Consider the following 14,818-nt stretch of genomic DNA (forward strand, 5'->3'; position numbering starts at 1 on the left):
CACGAAAGCTTTTGACTCGAAATTTTAGAATTTACTTGTCAGAAGGCATCCGGTTTCAAACCATCAAAATGAAACTGCCACCCTATGAAAATGGGATTAGTAGTACATGTATTTGGAATTACATTTACGGGTAATATTTTTTTACGTTTCTTTATAACAAGATAAAGCTGTTTTTTGTAATATATGACAAGCCTGGCTTCAATACTTTATTTTCTTTTAAGGAATAATGGCATGGATTTTGTTAGATATATGACGAGAGTTTATTACATTTGCACTATCATAGTACATTATTATAATATGAAAAATAACTATTCAAAGAGATTAATGGACGTTATTGAATATAGCCGTGAAGAAGCAGCAAGGCTTCAGAACAGTTATATTGGACCGGAACACTTAATGCTTGGAATTATCCGCGACGGCGAAGGGAAAGCCGTGCAGGCCCTGCGCGAACTAAATGTCGACGAATGGGATATCAAAAGAAAGATCGAACAGGAAATTAAAAATACAATCGATGCCGAAGATGCTGTCCAGCATGATATCGCTATTAGTAAAACAACCGAGCGCGTACTGCGTATGAGTATGCTTGAATCGCGCTTGTTCAAGAAAAAAGAAACCGGAACGGAACATTTGCTTCTAGCCATTTTGAAAGAAGAGTTTAATGTTGCGGCAAAGGTGCTGAACGAAGCGGGCATAACGTATCGCAGTATATATAATTACCTGATAAGCGGCACAGGTTTGAAGCACATGGATGATTTTATTGGAAAAGAAGATGCCGAACATTTTGAAGGAATCAGTGATGGCTACACCGATGATGATGAAGACGATGACGATGATTACTCTTCCCGCCGGGAGTCTCCCCGCTCCTCTTCCGGAGCCGGCTCTGCACAACCAAAATCACCAAACGACACGCCTGTATTGGACAACTTCGGTACAGATATGACGCGTGCGGCCGCTGAAAATCGTCTCGATCCGATTGTCGGACGTGAGAAGGAGATCGAACGCTTAGCTCAGATATTGAGCCGTCGCAAAAAGAACAATCCTGTCTTGATCGGTGAGCCAGGTGTCGGCAAATCGGCAATTGTGGAAGGTTTGGCACTGCGTATCATCCAGCGCAAAGTTTCCCGCGTTTTGTTCGACAAACGTGTGATCAGCTTGGATATGGCATCTATCGTGGCTGGAACCAAATATCGCGGTCAGTTTGAAGAACGCATTAAAGCTATTTTAAACGAACTGTCGAAGAACCCGAATATCATCCTGTTTATCGATGAGATCCATACGATCGTCGGTGCAGGTTCAGCTTCAGGTTCAATGGATGCCGCCAATATGCTGAAGCCGGCTCTGGCCCGTGGTGAGATACAATGTATCGGTGCTACGACATTAGATGAATACCGTAAAAATATCGAGAAAGATGGAGCTTTGGAACGTCGTTTCCAAAAAGTGATCGTCGATCCGACAACAGCGGAAGAAACTTTGCAGATCCTGCAAAATATCAAGGCCCGCTACGAAGAACATCACAATGTGATCTATACGCCCGAAGCCCTGCAAGCTTGTGTAAAACTGACAGAACGTTATATCAGTGACCGCAACTTCCCGGACAAAGCAATTGATGCGTTGGATGAAGCCGGTTCTCGCGTACATATATCTAACATAACGGTTCCGAAAAGTATTGAAGAACTGGAAGCCAAGATCGAGGCAACCAAAACAGAGAAGCTTGCTGCCGTTAAGTCACAAAACTTTGAATTGGCTGCCAGCTTCCGTGACAAGGAACGTCAGTACCTCTTACAGTTGGAAGCAGCCAAAGCCAAATGGGAGCAAGAATTGCAGGAGCATCGCGAAACGGTGGATGAAGATAAGGTGGCTGAAGTTGTAGCCATGATGTCAGGTGTCCCTGTCCAACGTATCGCAAAAGCTGAAAACCTGAAATTACTCGAAATGGCGGAGAACCTAAAGAAGAAAGTAGTCGGCCAAGATGATGCCGTTCAGAAGATCGTAAAAGCAATTCAGCGGAACCGCGTTGGCTTAAAGGATCCGAACAAGCCGATCGGAACATTCATGTTCTTAGGGCCGACAGGTGTCGGTAAGACTCATCTGGCCAAAAAGTTGGCGGAATATCTGTTTGACTCGGCCGACGCTTTGGTCCGTATCGATATGAGCGAGTATCTCGAAAAGTTTGCGGTGTCCCGCCTGATCGGTGCGCCTCCGGGATATGTAGGTTATGAAGAAGGCGGTCAGTTAACCGAGAAGGTCCGCCGTAAGCCCTACTCTGTTGTCTTGTTGGATGAGATCGAGAAAGCGCATCCGGACGTGTTCAACCTGCTGCTGCAAGTCCTGGACGAAGGTCGTCTGACTGACAGTCTTGGCAGACGGATCGACTTTAAGAATACAATTCTGATCATGACGTCTAATATCGGTACACGCCAGTTGAAAGACTTCGGCCGTGGTGTCGGTTTCAGTTCGCAGGCTGCCGGCGAGCCAGATAAGGACTTCTCCCGCAGCGTTATCCAGAAAGCACTGAACAAGGCATTCGCTCCGGAGTTTTTGAACCGTGTGGACGACATCATTATGTTCGATCAATTGGATAAGGAAGCGATCCATAAGATCATTGATATCGAATTGCAAGGTCTTTACAAACGCGTGGCTGGTCTTGGTTATTCTCTGGAACTGACAGACGCCGCCAAAGATTTTGTTGCCACCAAAGGTTATGACATTCAGTTCGGTGCACGTCCGCTGAAGCGTGCCATCCAGAAATATCTGGAAGACGAAATGGCAGAAATGATTATCCGAGCGTCTGTCGGAGAAGGTGATACGATTGTTGTCGACTTCGACAAGGACAAACAGGAGATTGTTACGAATGTAAAGAAAAGCGAGTCTGCTGCCGAAGCTTGATTTTCAAAAATGTGATAAGAGTGCCGCTGTGGTTTTTGCCACAACGGCATTTTTTATGTGATTTGCCATAAATCGAGACTTTTTTCTTAAGTTTGCCTAAACTTTTTATGCTATGACATTCTTCAGATGCCTTTGCTTGCTATTTATTTTATGCTGTTGCAATAGTAAACCGAAAACAGATGCGGGAATGATACGTGTATCAGTTCTGCGTGGTCCTTCCGCCATTGCCTTTGCACACTGGATGAAAGAAACGCCCGTTATCGACGGCAAGCCGCTTTCCGTTCGGATAATCGATTCTCCTGACTTGATGCAAGCTACTCTGATAAAAGGTGAAGCTGATATAGCTGTTTTGCCGATGATCAGTGCTGTCAACCTGTATAATAAAGGCATTCGATATCATCTGGCAGGTTGTCCGATATGGGGTACCCTCTATTTGGTAGGTAGAAGCGACAAAGGTATATCCGGTGAGAACAAATCGGTTTTACATATTTTCGGAGCAGGAACGACACCTGACATTCTTACCCGTTATTATCTCCAGCAACATAAACTTAATTACACATTGAATTATTCATTCACTACCGCACATGAAATCATGCAGGGACTGTTGGCCGGGAAAGTCGATTATGCCGTTTTAGGAGAACCGTTCTTGAGTATTGCGTTGCGGAAAGACAGCACGTTGCAAATATTGGCAGACCTAAACAAGCCAGATTCAGCCTCTTTAGGATTTGCCCAGACAGCCATACTCTATGTGCCTACCTTGAAAAAAAGTAAAGAAACGATAGACAGTCTTTTAAATACTTCTTGCCGTTTTGCCGTAGAGCAGCCGGAACAGGCTATTTGTATATTGGAAAAGGAAAACATTTTTACATTTGGCATGTTGACGCCCGAAAGTATCGAACGTTGTAAGATTGACTATAAAACAGTCTCCGAAGCCCAAGAAAATATACTTCACTTCCTGCAACTGATTGAGCAATATGAACCTAAAGCATTGGGAGGCAAAATGCCCGATGAGCAATTCTATAAATAATCCGGAAAATGAAGAAAAGCATCTTTACGATCCTGTCGATTACAATCCTCATATTGGCCTGGCAACTATTGACCATGCTGGTCCGTTTGCCGGATTTGGTTCCGTCCATACCTCACCTATTTAGCACGCTCGTTGCACTTTTCGCATCCGGTTCATTCTATCAATCAGTCATGGCGACAGTGTTGCGCGGAACCATCGGGATGTCTATATCGTTAATGGCGGCTATGGGAGTTTCTCTCTTGTTCTACAAATGCGAGTGGATTTATGAACTATTTCGTCCGTTACTGGCCATCATGCGTTCCATTCCGGTCATTTCATTTATACTCTTGGCTTTGATTTTCCTGAATGCGGAAAGTATTCCTTTGATAATCGCTTTTCTGACCATGTTCCCACTCCTTACGGAAAACCTGACGAAAGGAATACGAGGACAGAGGAAAGAGTTTTCGATAATGGCTCGTCAATTTAGGATCGGACGCTGGAACAAGCTGACACAGGTGGTCTATCCGCAACTGAAGCCATTCCTATACAGCGGTCTTGCATCTGCTTCGGGCTTTGGTTGGCGTGCTATCATTATGGGAGAGGTACTGGCGCAATGTTCGCCCGGTATAGGCGGGGAAATGAAACAGGCACAAGTTTTTATAGCCGTTCCCGAATTGATCGCATGGACGATTATAGCAATTCTGATCAGTTATCTTTTTGATAGAGGAATCAGCTGGTTGGCGAAGCAACGATTCCCTATACATTACAACAAGCATTGCGGTAAACAACCTGTGCCAAAAGGAAATTGCGATATACGGATTCGTGATATTTCATATCGGTATGGTTCGGATACGGTCCTGTCCCACTTCAGCTATACTTTCGAAAAAGGATTCATATATGGCATAACAGCTCCGTCTGGAACCGGCAAAACGACCTTGTTGAACTTGATAGGAAACATTTTAAAACCCGCACAAGGGGAAATCGAAACAGATTTTAAAACCGGAATAGCTTATGTATTCCAGGAACCCGAATTACTCAGCCAGTTGACAATTGCCGAAAATATCGCCTTACCCTTGGCTGCCTATCTGAAAAAAGAAATTGCTTTCGAACAGGCGATTTCAATATTGCAAAAGATGGAGTTGGACGGCTTTGAGAACCGTTTTCCGAATGAACTGAGTTTCGGGCAGCAACAACGAGCAGCGATAGCACGTGCCTTGACTTACCCTTCTCCACTCCTGCTCATGGACGAGCCTTTTAAAGGTTTAGACGAGGCTTTAAGCCGCCGTATTATCAAGCGTATCCGTGAACGGCAAACAGAAAACGGGCAGACGATTCTCTTCACTTCCCATAATCCCGGAGAACTGCGTTTGTTTGCAGATAAGACAGTTCGTTTGGATCCAACCAGCCATTAAGAGACTTTTACCGGTGAGCAAGGGATGGTAAACCAAAAAGTAGACCCCTTGCCTTCTTCCGATTCCACTCCTATTTCCTCTTTCAAGATAGAAATGATTGTCTTGCAGATGGAAAGTCCGAGACCTGTTCCCTGTTTGAACATATCCAACTTGACAAAGCGGTCGAATTTAGGTTGACAAAATTCTTGAATTTAAACGTGAATTGCAAATGTTTAGATAAAGAACTCGCCGGCTGGAGCAAAATAAATACCAAACAATTATCTTTGCGATTCAAATATAAAGAAACAACCCATATGGTAACATCATTTCATGCGCTGATTTCCCGTATCCTGAACATTCCTGTCGGACAGGTGGAACGAACCATCGGGCTATTGGGAGAAGGAGCGACAATCCCCTTCATCAGCCGGTACCGCAAAGAGGTGACCGGAGGACTGGATGAAGTTCAGATCGGCAATATCAAAGATCAGTTGGACAAGTTGACCGAACTGAAGAAGAGAAAAGAAAGTATCTTATCCTCCATAGAAGAACAAGGCAAACTGACTCCCGAACTGAAAAAGAGGATCGAGGATTCGTGGGATAGTACCGAAATAGAAGACCTTTATCTGCCTTACAAGCCCAAACGGATCACCAAAGCGGAAATTGCCCGTAAGAAAGGACTCGAACCTCTTGCCAGAATCGTGATGATGCAAAACGAAAGAGACTTGCCAGCCCGCGTGGCAGCCTTTATCAAAGGGGAAGTGAAGAACGCTGAAGAAGCGTTGCAAGGGGCACGCGACATCATCGCTGAATGGGTGAATGAGAACGAAGAGGCCCGCAATGTCGTCCGGAATTCTTTCTCACACACGGCAGTCATCACGTCCAAAGTCATCAAAGGAAAAGAGGAAGAGGGCGCTAAATACCTCGATTATTTCGAATTCAGTGAGACTCTGAACCGTATAAGTTCACATCGTCTGTTGGCCCTGCGCCGAGGTGAAACGGAAGGTATCCTGCGTGTAAGCATTTCTCCCGACACGACGGGCTGCCTGGACCGGTTGAAACGCCGTTTCGTGAAGGGACGGGGCGAAACATCCGACCAAGTATCGATAGCTGTAGACGATTCTTTCAAGCGCCTGCTGAAACCTTCCATCGAAACCGAATTTGCTAATTTGAGCAAGGCAAAAGCCGACGAAGAAGCGATCCGTGTATTTACCGAAAACCTGCGCCAGTTGTTGTTGGCTCCGCCATTGGGACAAAAACGTGTGTTGGGTGTCGATCCCGGTTATCGTACTGGTTGTAAACTGGTTTGCCTCGATGCGCAGGGGGCATTGTTACATAATGAAGCGATCTATCCTCACCCGCCCCAGAACGAAAAAAGCAAAGCGGCTGCCAAAGTGGCACAACTGGTAGCCACATACGCCATCGACGCCATCGCTATCGGGAACGGGACAGCAAGCCGCGAGACGGAACAGTTCATTACCAATATCCGCTATGATCGCAAAGTACAAGTGTTCGTGGTCAGCGAGAACGGAGCATCCATCTATTCCGCATCCAAGATAGCCCGCGACGAGTTTCCCGAATATGACGTGACGGTCCGTGGCGCCGTCAGTATCGGCCGTCGCTTGATGGACCCGCTTGCCGAGTTGGTCAAGATTGATCCGAAAAGCATCGGTGTCGGGCAATACCAGCATGATGTCGAGCAGGGCGCCCTGAAAAAGAGCCTCGACCAGACGGTGGAAAGCTGTGTAAACTTAGTCGGCGTGAATGTCAATACGGCAAGCAAGCACCTATTGACCTATATTTCCGGATTGGGTCCGACGTTAGCACAGAACATCGTCGACTACCGAACCGAACACGGACCTTTCCAGTCTCGTCGCGAACTCCTGAAAGTACCCCGCATGGGAGAAAAGGCTTTTGAACAAAGTGCTGGTTTCCTTCGTATCCAAGATGGTAAGAACCCATTGGACAACTCGGCCGTCCATCCGGAAAGTTATCCGATCGTCGAACTGATGGCAAAGGACTTGAAATGTACTGTCACCGAACTGATCAGCAATAAAGAACTGAAGAAAAAGCTCGACTTGAAGAAATACGTCACGGACAAAGTCGGAATGCCGACTTTGTTGGATATTATGGAAGAACTGGATAAGCCGGGACGCGATCCTCGCCAGACCATCCAAGTATTTTCTTTCGATCCAACGGTGAAGACGATCGAAGACCTGAAAGAAGGGCAAGTGCTGCCGGGCATCGTCACCAATATAACGAATTTCGGATGTTTTGTCGATGTCGGCATCAAGGAGAATGGGCTGGTTCATATTTCCGAATTGGCAGACCGTTTTATCAGTGATCCGACACAAGTCGTCTCGATCCATCAACATGTGAAAGTAAAAGTGTTAAGCGTCGACCTCGTTCGCAAACGGGTTCAGCTTTCTATGAAAGGAATAGAAGAAACAGTTTCTTAATAGCGATGAAAATTAACAAAACAAACGTAGCACGCCTGCTGGACAAAGCCAAAGTGGCTTACCAGCTGGTTCCTTATGAAGTAGATGAAAACGATCTGAGCGCGACGCACGTTGCCGACCAGTTAGGCGAGAATGTCGCGCAGGTATTCAAGACGCTTGTCCTCCACGGCGACAAAAGCGGCTACTTCGTCTGTGTCATTCCCGGCGCCGACGAGGTCGATCTGAAAAAGGCCGCCAAAGTCTCCGGCAACAAAAGTTGTGAAATGATCCCGGTTAAAGAACTCCTCCCCCTCACCGGCTACATCCGTGGCGGCTGCTCCCCCATCGGCATGAAAAAGCATTTCCCGACCTACATCCACCACACCGCCGGACAGTTCGATCACATTTATGTCAGCGCCGGACAACGGGGTTTGCAGATACGGATCGCTCCGGAGGATTTGATCCGGGAGGCACGGGCGGAGGTGGCGGATGTCATACGTGAAATATGAATCAATACTGTATATCGAAACGCTTCTACGTTATTTTCAATACGTCCACAAAGACCGTGTTTTTGAATGATTAAGCAAAGAAAACTCGAACCCCCGTCGCACCCCTGCAAACCCATTTCAAGAAATCCTGAAGCCGTTTTTCACCGTGCAGGGCGGTCTCAAGAAATCTTGAAATGGGTTTGCACCTTTGAAAAGCCGTTTTGAGAAATCTTGAAACGACTTTTCTCCATTCAAAAACGGCTTTAAGATTTCTTGAAGATATTTTTCACCGTTGGAACGGCATTTCAAGGTTTCTTGAAGACTTTTCCGGACAATAAATGCAGAAAGCAATGCTAAATCAATAATTATTGTCTACCTTGCAGAACAATTTAAACATTTAATTCGAATGCCTATGGGAACATACACGAAAATCAAAGTAATCATGCTTTACACACTCAATAACGCCGAGTACCTGGCCTATATGAACTCCGTACTCGCTTTGCTCCCTCCTCCATCGGGCGGCGAGGAAGACTGTCCGGATGAACTCTCTTTGGACAAAGAAGTGCAAGCATCAGGAGCTCCGGACATCGGTCTGTCAAAAGAGTTTGTCAATGCAATGGAAAAGAACGTGCTTGCCCTGGCAGACGTTGTGGATGAAAGCCGTATCTCGCAGGAAACGGAAAAAGCCGAATTACACGAAAAGAATCGGGATAATTTAGTTGTTTACATCACGACACGTATCTCCCGTGCCGGAACATTGCCACTTGAGGCAGAAAGAGATGCAGGAAAATATTTATACAAGGTCATCAAGCCTTATATCGGTATCGCCCGTCTCCCGGTAGCACAGGAAAGTGCCAAGATACAAGGGCTTTTGATCGATTTGAGAAAGGACGAAAACATCTCCTACGTGGAGACGCTCGGACTGGCGGCTTATTTGGACGAACTCGAAAAGGAGAACAACGCCTATATCAGCCTGACGAGCCAACGGACACAGAACCGGGCAGCCAACAAGAAGGAAAGCGGTGCGGTTCTGCGCGAGCGGATCGACGAATATTATGAAGATCTGGTCATGCTGGCACAATCCTACAGCGTTGCCGTACCTTCGGAGGCGGCAACGGCATTTGTCAACAACCTGAATCAGCTGATCACCGAAACGACCACTGCCAACAACCAGCGGAAGAAAAGATCAGGGTCAAACGGCAACGGGGCTGACGATTCCGAACGTCCCGGAGAACTGTCTGTTTAAACAAAAAAGAGCCGAGACTGGTAATTTTTACCGATCTCGGCTCTTTTCTTCTTTCTTTAATTTTATACACCTAAGACGATATCAGCATCGATATTCAATTTTCGGCTGATCTCACGAGCAACTTTCAAAGTCGGCTCGCATTTCTTATTTAATCTTTAGAACTTCCGGAACGTATATGTTTTCCCCTCACGGCTTAAGATCAGTTGCTTGGATTCCAGTTTATCGATTGTATAGGTTTGTTTGGAAGAATTCCAATCGGTATAGGGCAGGAATTTACTGATCGGCCCCGGATTGTTCTCCAATTCCAGCAGCAATGTTTTTTCACCTTCCAACGTGTTGTAGCCATATTGATGGCGGAAAGAGTCGATTTCCGTAACGTACACCTGGTACATAAACAAAGAATGTTCAAAATTAAAATAAACCGTATCGACATTCTGCACGTCACCGTTTGCTTCTACCTTCTGTAATTGCCATTTACCGAACAACTTGGATTCCGTGTCCTTGCTGCACGAGACGAACAGGATCACACAAAATGCTATCAATATATTTCTAACCATACTCTTTTTTCTGCTTAAATCGGACATCAAAGGAAAGGAAATAATTCCAATTTTGTATATTTGTCACCACTTTATTATGTGTTTTTAATTTTACAGACATTCTATGAGACAAATGAAACAATTTGTAATACTGCTTTCAGCTGTATTAGCTTTTTCTTCCTGCGTACACAAAGTGCAGAAGGAACAACAGGTAAAGAGTATCGTGCATACCAATCCCCTTCCCGTAAAGTTTGGTGATCCTTATGTACTGCTGGCTTCGGACGGCATATACTACATGTATGGAACAGGCGGAGGCGCCGTCGACGGCTTCAGTGTGTATTCCTCTCCCGACTTGGCCAACTGGAAAGCCGAAGGACAGGTATTCCGGGGCAATGTTCCGGGATCATGGGGAGTCGCCAACTTCTGGGCGCCGGAGGTGTACGAACGTGGTGGCAAGTTCTATATGCTGTACAGTGCCGATTGGAAAGAAAATCCGACTAACGAATTGGAAAATTTCCGTATCGGAGTGGCCGTTGCAGATAAACCGACAGGACCTTTCAAGGAATTATTCGACAAACCTTTGTTTGATCCGGGCTATCCGGTTATCGACGGGAACCTGATCGACGACGAGGATGGACGGACCTATCTGTATTTTTCCCGTTGTTGCTACAAACATCCGGTGGAAAGCGAAATTGCCGAAAAGGCTAAAAAAGAAGGGAAGTTCGACGAGATAGAGGAAAGCTGGATATATGGCATCGAGGTAAAGCCGGATTTGACAGAAGTGATCGGTGAACCGGTCCTGCTGCTCCGTCCGCCAGTAAAACTGGACGACACGCAATCCGAATGGGAAAGCCGCTCCGTTACTTCCGGTGAGATCAACCGCCGTTGGACGGAAGGTCCTTATACGATGAAAAAAGGCGATACCTACTATATGATGTATTCGGCCAACTATTATAAAGGAAAGAATTATGCTGTCGGCTATGCAACAGCAAAAAGTCCGCTCGGCCCGTTTGTCAAATCGAACGATAATCCTGTGCTACAAAAGAATGTGGAGCAGGGAGGCATCGTTACCGGTACGGGGCATAACAGCGTGACCTGGTCGAAAGACGGCAAGCAGATGTATTGCGTTTATCACGGTTACACTCAGAAAACAGGAAACGAGCGAGTTGTCTTTATCGACAAGATGGGAATCGATGAGAACGGCAAGCTCTATGTGGAAGGACCGAACGCGGAGTAAATTGAAAATTAAAAATTAAGAATTAAAAAATATCATCGACCGTAATTTTTTAATTCTTAATTTTTAATTCTTAATTTACAAAGCCCCCTTTGTACTCGGCAGTTCATACCTGTAGATGTCGCGACGGATAGCCATCTTGATGGAGCGGGCCAAAGCCTTGAAGATTCCTTCGATCTTATGGTGCTCGTTTGTGCCTTCCGCTTTAATGTTCAGGTTCATGCGGGCGGCATCGCTCAGGCTTTTAAAGAAATGCAGGAACATTTCGGTCGGCATATCCCCTACTTTCTCACGGTGAAAGGCTGCATCCCAGACTAACCAGGGACGTCCGCCGAAATCAAGCGCCACACTGCACAGACAATCGTCCATCGGCAGACAGTAACCGTAGCGTTCGATCCCCCTCTTGTCGCCTAAAGCCTTTAACAAAGCTTCTCCAAGCGCAATAGCCGTATCCTCTATCGTATGATGTTCGTCTACTTCCAGATCTCCTTTCACCCGTACCGTCAAATCGATACCCGAATGTTTTCCGATCTGGTCGAGCATATGGTCGAAGAAGCCGAGACCGGTGGAAATCTCCGTCCGTCCATGTCCGTCCAGATTCACTTCTACAAAAATATCCGTTTCCTTTGTCGTACGTCGGATAGTGCCCCGGCGTTCTCCGGCAAAAAGATATTCCGTGATCCGGTCCCAATCGTCTGTAATCAGGACGGGAGAAATAGCCGTATTCTCCGTGAGCAACTGTCGCGCCTCGACGTCATCCGGACGAAGCCATATCCCTTTTGCCCCTAAATTGGCTGCCAGCTGCATATCCGTCAGCCGATCACCTATCACATAACTGTTTGCCAGGTCATATTCGCCGGACAGATAGCGGCCTAACATACCTGTACGGGGTTTCCGGTTCGGAGAGTTTTCTTCCGGAAAAGAACGGTCGATCAGGATATCGTCGAAACGGATCCCCTCGCCTTCCAAGGTCTTCAACATCTTGTCGTGTGCCGGCCAGAAAGTGTCTTCCGGAAAGGAATCCGTACCCAAACCGTCCTGGTTCGTCACCATCACAAACTCGAAATCCAACTGTTTACGGATAAAGTACAGGTTACGGAACACCTTCGGATAAAACACTAACTTCTCCAGGCTGTCCAACTGATAGTCCACCGGCGGCTCTATCACAAGCGTTCCGTCCCGGTCTATAAATAAGGCTCTTTTCATTTCATAAATCTTTACATTTTTTTAAGCGCTTCGAGCAAAGCATCGTTTTCATCCGACTTACCGACCGTGATGCGAAGGCAGCCGTTACACATGGTCACATTTGTCCGGTTACGGACGATAATACCCTGTCTGACCAGATTTTTATAGATCGTATCGGCATTCGTCACTTCGACCAGGATAAAATTTGCATCCGTAGGATAAATCTTGCGCACGCAGTTCAACTCCGGCAATGCAGCCTGCAGACGAATCCGCTCGGAAAGGATCGAACGAAGCTGTTTTTCCATCTGTTCCTTGTTTTCAAGCATATACAAGGCACGTTCCTGAGTCAGCAGATTTACATTGTACGGATATTTGATCTTATTGAGGATCGCAATGATTTCGGGAGAAGCAAAAGCCATTCCCAACCGGATTCCGGCAGCCCCCCACGCTTTGGACATGGTTTGCAGGACGATCAGATTCGGGAATTTATCCAACTCGCCTAAGAAAGAAGGCTCGATGGAGAAATCGACATAAGCCTCGTCAATCACAACGATCCCCTGGAAAGTATTCAATACTTTGTAAAGGCGGTCACGGCTCAGATTATTTCCCGTCGGGTTGTTGGGAGAACACAGGAATATCACCTTCACCCAGTCGTTTGCCGCTTCCAGAAGGCTGTCGGTATCCAGGTCGAACTTTTCGTCCAGCTTGATCTTCCGGAACTCTACGTTATTGACATTGGCCGCGACTTCATACATGCCGTAGGAAGGTGCGATGCTTACGATGCTGTCGATAGACGGTTCGCAAAACGCACGGATAATCAGATCGATCGGTTCGTCACTTCCGTTCCCCAGAAAGATAGACTCGCGTTTCACCCCTTTGATCTCCGCAATCTTCTTCTTCAGTTCCCATTGCAAAGGATCGGGATAACGGTTGTACGGTCTGTTAAACGGGTTTTCGTTTGCATCCAGGAAAACGGAGGCATTACCTTGAAACTCATCTCTGGCAGACGAGTAGGGTTTCATGTTCCAGACATTGGGTCTGACTAAATCTTTTAAGTCTTTCATAATGTGTTCAATCTGATTGTTACTGCATTCTTGTGCGCATCCAACTGCTCGTTGGCCGCCATTGTCCGGATCGTCCCGCCCAACAGCCGGATGCCGTCGGCCGTGATCTCCTGGAACGTGATCTTCTTGATGAAGCTGTCCAGGTTCACGCCACTGTAGGCTTTTGCATATCCGTTGGTCGGCAACGTATGGTTCGTACCGGAAGCGTAGTCGCCAGCGCTTTCCGGCGTATAGGGGCCCATGAAGACACTACCTGCATTTTCGACCTGCCCGGCAATATCTGCATAATCGGTCGTCTGGATAATCAGATGCTCCGGAGCGTACAGGTTGGTGAAGTCGATCACTTCCTGTTTATCTTTCAGCACGATAAGACGGCTGTGGCTCAACGATTTTTCCGTGATCTCCTTACGGGGCAGCCGGTCCAGCTGTTCCCGGATCGCTTGCATGACCGGTTCGACGATGCTTTCGGATGCCGTCACCAGCATGGCCTGGCTGTCCACTCCATGTTCCGCCTGGGAAAGGAAATCTGCGGCGATAAAGGCGGGATTGGCCGATTCGTCCGCAATCACTTCCACTTCGGAAGGACCGGCAGGCATGTCGATGGCCACCTCTTTCAGGCTGACCAACTGTTTGGCCGCCGTCACATACTGGTTACCGGGACCGAATATCTTATAGACCTTCGGAACCGATTCCGTTCCGTAGGCCATCGCCGCTATGGCCTGGATACCTCCTGCCTTGAATATCTTGCTGACGCCTGCCGTTTCCGCGGCAAACAGGATGGCAGGGTGTACCTTTCCATCCCTGCCCGGAGGCGTACAAAGCACGATTTCCTTACAGCCGGCAATACGTGCCGGGACAGCCAACATCAGGACGGTAGAGAAAAGAGGAGCCGTTCCGCCGGGAATGTATAAACCGACTTTTTCTATCGCTACCGCTTTCTGCCAGCAGGTGACACCCGGTGTCGTCTCTACCTTCTTTCCCGTAAAACGCTGTGAGGCGTGAAATATCTCTATATTGTTCTTTGCTTGACGAATAGCTTGCTTTAGCTCTTCAGGTACGAGCTCCTTCGCTTCCGCTAATTCCTGTTCTGAAACCTGCAACCTTTTGAAGGTAGCGGGATCTATCTTGTCGAACTTCTCCTCATACCGGATAACGGCGGCATCTCCTCCCTTCCGGACTTCATCCAGCACCGTGCGGACCGTATCGAACAGTGTCGTGACATCCAGCGCCGGACGCTGGGCCAATGAGGCCCATTCTTCTCTTGACGGATATTTGATTACTTCCACTTTATAAATTAAAAATTAAGAATTAAGAATTAAAAAATTAAGAGGTAAGAATTACTTCTTA

Annotated in this window: 11 protein-coding genes and 2 pseudogenes; 7 read left to right on the plus strand and 6 right to left on the minus strand. The window is 46.9% G+C overall.

What is annotated here, in order from left to right:
- Positions 1-297 precede the first annotated feature (297 nt).
- The 3 genes from KTG12_RS02635 (at position 298) to KTG12_RS02645 (ending at position 5,304) form a co-directional block, all read left to right on the plus strand.
- Entirely contained in the window at positions 298-2,886 is a 2,589-nt protein-coding gene (locus tag KTG12_RS02635; protein WP_036657731.1) for an ATP-dependent Clp protease ATP-binding subunit, read from the plus strand.
- A 112-nt stretch (positions 2,887-2,998) separates the two neighbouring features.
- Positions 2,999-3,913: an ABC transporter substrate-binding protein gene (locus KTG12_RS02640; protein ID WP_122115829.1), complete on the plus strand. Its 915-nt coding sequence runs from the start codon at positions 2,999-3,001 to the stop codon at positions 3,911-3,913.
- An 8-nt stretch (positions 3,914-3,921) separates the two neighbouring features.
- Positions 3,922-5,304 carry an ATP-binding cassette domain-containing protein gene (locus KTG12_RS02645; protein WP_122115828.1) on the plus strand — a complete coding sequence of 461 codons (1,383 nt, stop codon included), beginning with the start codon at positions 3,922-3,924 and terminating at the stop codon, positions 5,302-5,304.
- On the opposite strand, the pseudogene KTG12_RS02650 reads toward KTG12_RS02645, so the two are convergent.
- Positions 5,301-5,471: pseudogene (locus tag KTG12_RS02650) on the minus strand (ATP-binding protein); the annotation flags it as partial. The gene KTG12_RS02645 and the pseudogene KTG12_RS02650 sit on opposite strands and share 4 nt — an antisense overlap.
- Before the next feature lie 126 nt (positions 5,472-5,597).
- Between KTG12_RS02650 and KTG12_RS02655 the strand changes: the two are divergent.
- The 3 genes from KTG12_RS02655 (at position 5,598) to KTG12_RS02665 (ending at position 9,452) form a co-directional block, all read left to right on the plus strand.
- Complete coding sequence (locus KTG12_RS02655; RefSeq protein ID WP_138272641.1) at positions 5,598-7,739, plus strand: Tex family protein; 2,142 nt, start codon at positions 5,598-5,600, stop codon at positions 7,737-7,739.
- A gap of 5 nt (positions 7,740-7,744) precedes the next feature.
- The gene (gene ybaK / locus KTG12_RS02660) at positions 7,745-8,227 is read left to right on the plus strand and encodes a Cys-tRNA(Pro) deacylase (protein ID WP_119216067.1); all 483 of its coding nucleotides are present in this window, start codon (positions 7,745-7,747) and stop codon (positions 8,225-8,227) included.
- Positions 8,228-8,618: 391 nt separating this feature from the next.
- Complete coding sequence (locus KTG12_RS02665) at positions 8,619-9,452, plus strand: DUF6261 family protein (RefSeq protein WP_240142616.1); 834 nt, start codon at positions 8,619-8,621, stop codon at positions 9,450-9,452.
- A 62-nt stretch (positions 9,453-9,514) separates the two neighbouring features.
- Here the strand turns inward: KTG12_RS02665 and KTG12_RS02670 are convergent.
- Both KTG12_RS02670 and KTG12_RS02675 read right to left on the minus strand, forming a co-directional pair.
- Positions 9,515-9,604, minus strand: a pseudogene (locus KTG12_RS02670) (transcriptional regulator); the annotation flags it as partial.
- 3 nt (positions 9,605-9,607) lie between these two features.
- Complete coding sequence (locus tag KTG12_RS02675; RefSeq protein ID WP_122115826.1) at positions 9,608-10,009, minus strand: lipocalin-like domain-containing protein; 402 nt, start codon at positions 10,007-10,009, stop codon at positions 9,608-9,610.
- A 103-nt stretch (positions 10,010-10,112) separates the two neighbouring features.
- Here KTG12_RS02675 and KTG12_RS02680 point away from each other — a divergent pair, with 103 nt between their 5' ends.
- On the plus strand, positions 10,113-11,225 hold the full coding sequence (locus KTG12_RS02680) for a glycoside hydrolase family 43 protein (protein WP_122115825.1): 1,113 nt from the start codon (positions 10,113-10,115) through the stop codon (positions 11,223-11,225).
- A gap of 75 nt (positions 11,226-11,300) precedes the next feature.
- Here KTG12_RS02680 and hisB read toward each other — a convergent pair whose 3' ends face one another.
- From hisB to hisD, 3 genes are read right to left on the minus strand one after another with little or no spacing between them, the layout of a single operon-like run.
- Entirely contained in the window at positions 11,301-12,428 is a 1,128-nt protein-coding gene (gene hisB / locus KTG12_RS02685; protein WP_005637905.1) for a bifunctional histidinol-phosphatase/imidazoleglycerol-phosphate dehydratase HisB, read from the minus strand.
- Between the two features lie 11 nt (positions 12,429-12,439).
- Positions 12,440-13,471, minus strand: a complete 1,032-nt coding sequence (hisC, locus tag KTG12_RS02690; protein ID WP_022322462.1) for a histidinol-phosphate transaminase — start codon at positions 13,469-13,471, stop codon at positions 12,440-12,442.
- The gene (gene hisD / locus KTG12_RS02695) at positions 13,468-14,757 is read right to left on the minus strand and encodes a histidinol dehydrogenase (RefSeq protein WP_122115824.1); all 1,290 of its coding nucleotides are present in this window, start codon (positions 14,755-14,757) and stop codon (positions 13,468-13,470) included. The genes hisC and hisD overlap by 4 nt, the downstream gene beginning before the upstream one ends.
- Positions 14,758-14,818 lie beyond the last annotated feature (61 nt).

The organism is Parabacteroides sp. MSK.9.14, from assembly GCF_019041495.1.
Classification (GTDB): domain Bacteria; phylum Bacteroidota; class Bacteroidia; order Bacteroidales; family Tannerellaceae; genus Parabacteroides; species Parabacteroides merdae.